5 protein-coding genes are annotated in these 5,620 nt (G+C 38.3%); 1 reads left to right on the plus strand and 4 read right to left on the minus strand.

What is annotated here, in order from left to right; genetic code table 11:
- Position 1: 1 nt before the first annotated feature.
- The 4 genes from gyrB to LACDD01_RS03820 all read right to left on the minus strand — a co-directional run bounded on the left by gyrB (position 2) and on the right by LACDD01_RS03820 (position 4,504).
- A complete protein-coding gene (gene gyrB, locus LACDD01_RS03805; RefSeq protein ID WP_019292133.1) occupies positions 2-1,960 on the minus strand; it encodes a DNA topoisomerase (ATP-hydrolyzing) subunit B in 1,959 nt (652 codons plus the stop codon).
- A gap of 161 nt (positions 1,961-2,121) precedes the next feature.
- A complete protein-coding gene (locus tag LACDD01_RS03810; RefSeq protein WP_061413255.1) occupies positions 2,122-2,856 on the minus strand; it encodes a YwaF family protein in 735 nt (244 codons plus the stop codon).
- 11 nt (positions 2,857-2,867) lie between these two features.
- Positions 2,868-3,467, minus strand: a complete 600-nt coding sequence (locus LACDD01_RS03815) for an HAD family hydrolase (RefSeq protein WP_019292135.1) — start codon at positions 3,465-3,467, stop codon at positions 2,868-2,870.
- Between the two features lie 53 nt (positions 3,468-3,520).
- Positions 3,521-4,504, minus strand: coding sequence for a dimethylarginine dimethylaminohydrolase family protein (locus LACDD01_RS03820; protein ID WP_061413256.1), 984 nt, complete (start codon positions 4,502-4,504; stop codon positions 3,521-3,523).
- A 401-nt stretch (positions 4,505-4,905) separates the two neighbouring features.
- On the opposite strand from LACDD01_RS03820, the gene LACDD01_RS03825 reads away from it, so the two are divergent.
- Positions 4,906-5,598, plus strand: coding sequence for a YitT family protein (locus LACDD01_RS03825; protein WP_019293293.1), 693 nt, complete (start codon positions 4,906-4,908; stop codon positions 5,596-5,598).
- Positions 5,599-5,620 lie beyond the last annotated feature (22 nt).

Here is a 5,620-nt window from a genome sequence, read left to right on the forward strand (position 1 = left end):
ATTAAACGTCAATAGTAGAATATTGTGCATTGGCTTCGATAAATTCGCGACGTGGTTCCACACGATCGCCCATTAGCATATCAAAGATTTTGTCTGCTTCAGCGGCATCTTCTACAGAAACACGCGCCATGAGACGGGCATCTGGATCCATAGTTGTTTCCCAAAGTTGGTGGTCATCCATTTCTCCTAAACCTTTATAACGCTGTACTGTTGGTTTAGCACGACCTTGAGACCATTTTTCAAGTGCAAGCTTCAGCTCACGTTCTTGATTTTCCCCTGGTTGAATGTATTCTTTTGTTTCCGAACCGACTTTGATTCCGTAAATTGGTGGTTGAGCAATATAAACATAACCGGCCTCAACTACAGGACGCATATAGCGGTAAAAAAGAGTTAACAAGAGTGTACGAATGTGTGCCCCATCGACATCGGCATCGGTCATGATAACCAGTTTATGATACCGTGCTTTAGATAAATCATAGTCAGCACCAAAACCAGTTCCCATCGCTGTAAAGAGTGAACGGATTTCTTCATTTGCTAAAATCTTATCCATTGTCGCTTTTTCCACGTTCAAGATTTTACCACGGATGGGCAAAATAGCTTGGAATTCTCGATTACGGCCAGACTTAGCAGAACCACCAGCAGAATCCCCTTCGACGATGAAAAGTTCTGTTTGTTTAGGATCATTGGAAGAGCAGTCCGCAAGTTTACCAGGCAAGTTAGAAATCTCTAAACCGGATTTTTTACGCGTTACTTCACGTGCGCGTTTGGCCGCAATACGTGCCTTGCTTGCAAGAATCCCTTTCTCAACAATCTTCTTCGCAACTTGAGGATTCTCAAGCATAAAGGTTTGCAAAGCTTCTGAGAAAAGCTTATTGACGATACCTGTTACTTCACTATTCCCCAGTTTGGTTTTCGTTTGACCTTCAAATTGTGGATTAGGGTGTTTAACAGAAATGACAGCGGTCAAACCTTCACGAACATCGTCCCCAGTAAGGTTTTCTTCGTTATCTTTAAGAAGCTTTTGAGCCTTTGCATAATTGTTTATCGCACGCGTTAAAGCTGTACGGAAACCTTGTTCATGCGTACCACCTTCATGCGTATTGATATTATTTGCAAATGACATGATTGTTGAATGGTAAGTTCCTGTATATTGCATAGCAACTTCGACAGTGATTCCATCTAACTCACCCTCTGTATAGATTGGCGTATCAAAAATAACTTCCTTGTTTTCATTGATAAAGGAAACATAAGATTGAATCCCACCTTCATAGTGGAACATAGCATGATTGTCTTCTTGGCCTTCACGTTTATCGGTAATAGAAATACGCAAACCACGGTTCAAGAAAGCCAACTCACGGACACGTGTCACCAACTTATCATAGTCAAAAACTTGAGTTTCGGTGAAAATTGTTGGATCTGGTGTAAAGTGAACGACTGTCCCTCGTTTATCTGTTTCACCAATAATGGCCAAATCTTCGACGACAACACCACGATGGTATTCTTGATAGTATTTTTGACCATCTTTATGTACAGTAACGTCTAACTGTGTTGAGAGGGCATTAACAACGGATGAACCAACACCGTGTAAACCACCAGAAACTTTGTAGCCGCCACCGCCAAATTTACCACCAGCATGAAGGATAGTAAAGACCGTTTCGACCGCAGGGCGTCCTGTTTTTTCTTGAATGTCTACGGGAATACCACGTCCATCATCGACAACTGTAATTGAGTTATCAGGTTCAATAAACACTTCGATATGGCTGGCAAATCCCGCGAGCGCTTCATCGATCGAGTTATCAACAATCTCCCACACTAAGTGGTGCAATCCTTCCTTTGAAGTTGATCCGATATACATCCCAGGACGCATACGCACCGCTTCAAGTCCTTCTAAAACTTGAATTTGACTGGCATCATATTCTTCTGCCATTTTTTCAATTTGTTCTTTATTTTCTTCGTTCAAAATAATCTCATTTCTTTGAAAATACTTACTTATAATTATAGCACATTCTAGCTTTTTTTACTATATACTGCGAGCCATAAAACCTTTTACTCCATCTTAATAATTTCAGAAAAAAAGCAACTTTTCGCTGCTTTTTTGTTTAATATATTTCGTCTTTTTTCTTAATTCATCCGAACTTTCGGTGATTTTTTCCATGACCAAGGAAGATAAATAACAAGCCAAAACATCAATACAATAAAAATTAAACCTAAGATATAATAAGAACCGAACACATTATAGATGGGTTCAAGTGGACTTCCCGGAACTGGTGTCCTTAGGAAGAAAAATTTTTGATTCCAAACTTGATTGAGGACTGCACAAATTGGCACAACAATCGCCAAAAAGGTAGCAGAGCGCCAGAGTTCACGCCATTGAGGAACAAAATCGCCTGCAATCAGACGCATTAAAACATACGAGATAAGTAAGCAATGAATCAAAAAGCTCTGCCATACAAAGACATTAACAAAATCATTGGTTACCCAGTTCGGTGTCACAAGTGCAAAAATTGCTCCAGGTAAAGTTAAGCTATACAAGAGCTCACGACTGGTTTTATTTGAACGCATTGCATCAAAAACAATAATGAATATGCCAAGTCCACACAGCTGCAAAGGCAAGTCTGCGTACAAAAATTGATGAGTCATCACTAAAATGATATCTCTAATGATTTCGAGCAACAAGGTAAACGAGGCAACGAGTAGACGTAACAGTTTACGTCTCTCGTCATTTGCGCGCAGATAAATACGAATCAAGCCAAAACTGAGCAGTGCTAGAACAGCAAGGGCAAAAAAGTGATTGGCACTAAAAAGGCCAAAGCCTGGCCCAACTGCTTTTTCATTCGATATAAGAAAAGTATTCATTGTGGTTCAGTTTACTCCATAATGTCTGATAATTTTTTGATGCTTCGCGTTGCTTGGGGATACTCCTGCTGGCTATCAAAGAAAATAGTCGCAATACCCGCTGCACGACCGGCTTCAATGTCCAAAGGACGGTCACCAATCATCACCGTCTTCTTGGGGTCTAAATTATATTTTTGTACTAAATATTTTATTGAATCTGGTGCTGGTTTACGTGGGAAACCATTATCAGCAGTAACAACTTCAGTAAAATACTGAGAAATATGGGCTGCCTCAAGAATGTCCAGTACTTGCTTATCTCTATGAGAAATCATAAAGTTTTTGCAGTTCTGGCTCACGATAGTATGCAAAAGATCAACAGCACCTTCAAACAAAATTGGCTTGTCCAAAGCTTCTGCTTCTAATTTCCGATAAGTTTCAAGAAACTGCGGTATATGACTCGCGTATTGGTCCACAGCATGTGCTGTAGAAACTTTGAGTGCTGCATAGACATCGTCATGCAAAACTACTCGTTCTTCCTTTTGCCAAAGTGCTGCAGCAAAAGCATGACTAGAATTTTCGTAATTATTAAGTAAAGTGCCACCTAAATCCCAGATATAGTTTTCGTAGTTCATTTGATAATTATATCACAGCCTAGGGCTGGCTTTCTGTTTTAAACTTATACTTCTTATTTTCTAAGTAAAGGCTGTGTGCTACATCTAAATGAACCGCCCAAGCTTCGGGATATTTTAAAATCAAGGTATTCTGGACGGATACCTCGTGCTTCAAGAGCTTCACCAATGTATTTAAATTCAGAATCTAGTATATATACCTCGTCATTTATTGGTAGACCATTTATTGCTAGCTTTGCAATATCTTCAAAAGGAACATTTATTCTATCCCAATTTTTAAGCTGTTCAGGTATACCCGTTAGAAAGGCTTCTTCACAGATAATCATTAGACCATCTCTAACTAGACTTAGAGCGCAATCAAGATGCAAAACATCATGATGAAGTTTAACATCAATCACCTGATAGCCCCAATGTGCTAAATAAGCTTTAAGCCATAAATAGCCGTTATGATTGCTCGCTTTACCTGAATTTCCTACAAATACTGTTTTTCCTAAAACGAGGATATCGCCACCTTCTAAGAAAGGTCCACTCTCATCCATTTCTCCTTGTGAAGTATCTGCCATTGGAAGAGAAACGTAAAAAGCATCGCTAGAATAGGCTTGTTCAGTGAGTAAATTTCTTACGGGTAAAACCTCGTTGCGGCGATGGAAAAAGCGCATAGACCCTTCAATCAGTGAGTCACCAATCGTAAAGAACGGGTCACGTACAAAAAAGTTTGCAGCACCATAGACTTTTCCTTGTTCTTTCTCATAATCCGTGAGAAGACGTGGTCGCAAAACTTCAATATCATATTTTTCTAACAAAGCTTGTAGATTAGTACGCTCTGCTTCCCATTTTCTTTGTCTTTCAGGAAATACTTCTGCATAATTTTTTCCACTGGTGTCTTTATTATTAAACATATCAAGAACATCATCTTCAAGGAAGGATCCATCATCATTGGTATGTTCTTCGTGAGGTAAGATAAATTCCGATTGTGTTAAAACTACACGTCTCAGTGGTGCAAACTCACTTGTAACACCTATCTCATTTACATTGCTCATTTTTATTTCCCTCCTTAAAAACTAAATTGTTAACTAATTCTTATATTATAACATTTTGTGATTTTAAAAAGTCCTCACATTGGTGAGGACTAAAGATGTTACAAAAAGAGTATTATTTGGAATAGTTATATTATACATTCGTCTTCTTAACCAAGACTAAAAAAGACTGCTTTTTTAATGAATTAATATCTTTTTTCTAGATTTGTCTGAATTTTTATATATTTACTATAATATAATAGTAATTTTGACCTTAAACAAGGTTTAATTAAGTTTTAAATGTAATAATAATAGTTACAACACTGGTAAATATAGGCTCCTTTTAAAGCAATTACAAAGATACGAAATTATTTATTCAAAGCTTTAAGGGTATCCTAGAAATAACGAACTGTTAAGGAGAACTTATGACACTTTTAGGCGTAAAAATAGATAAATATTTTATGCGGGATTTACTGATACTACTGATCGGCGTAGGACTATATGTCCTATCTGTACAGCTGTTCGTTATCCCCAACCGACTAGCCAGTAATGGCGTTGCTGGATTTTCTGTATTGATGGACTTTGTCTTTGGTGTTAATCCAGCTTTAACTTTCTTCCTCGTTAATGTGCCACTCTTTACTTTTGGCCGTAAATACTTATCTTCGCGTGAGCTTCTTCTCAGTATTCCGGGTGCAGCCGCTATGAGTGTCTGGATGATAATTTATGAAGCAATCGGAATTACAGGGATTCAGTTTTCTAATATTGTCTTTGCTGGTATTTTCGACGGAATTCTCTCAGGAACAGCTGCTGGTTTAGTCATTATTTCTGAAGGAACATTTGGTGGAACGCTGCTTCTAGGACGAATTTTAGAAGAAAAATGGAGCTTCAAAGTAGACAAAGTTTTATTTGGTGGTGATGTCATTGTTTTGAGTCTTTCTCTTCTCACATACCTTACCTTACCCAATTTTGCTGTCACATTGTTGTCTTGTTACCTCTTCAGTAAGGTCACTTTGATTGTTGGCCGTGCTGACTATCGTCAAGAACTCTTGCAACGTCTTTCATTCATACGTCTACCTCAGTTTGGTACTCAAACGATTAAAGAGCGAAATAGAAAGTAAGAAAAAAAGTTTCCAAAAATGG

Source organism: Lactococcus sp. DD01, from assembly GCF_001578715.1.
Lineage (GTDB): Bacteria > Bacillota > Bacilli > Lactobacillales > Streptococcaceae > Lactococcus > Lactococcus petauri.

Coding starts and splice junctions, on each gene's coding strand:
- LACDD01_RS03810 (WP_061413255.1), bottom strand. CDS start 2,856: ATGAATACTTTTCTTATATCGAATGAAAAAGCAGTTGGGCCAGGCTTT.
- LACDD01_RS03825 (WP_019293293.1), top strand. CDS start 4,906: ATGACACTTTTAGGCGTAAAAATAGATAAATATTTTATGCGGGATTTA.
- LACDD01_RS03820 (WP_061413256.1), bottom strand. CDS start 4,504: ATGAGCAATGTAAATGAGATAGGTGTTACAAGTGAGTTTGCACCACTG.
- LACDD01_RS03815 (WP_019292135.1), bottom strand. CDS start 3,467: ATGAACTACGAAAACTATATCTGGGATTTAGGTGGCACTTTACTTAAT.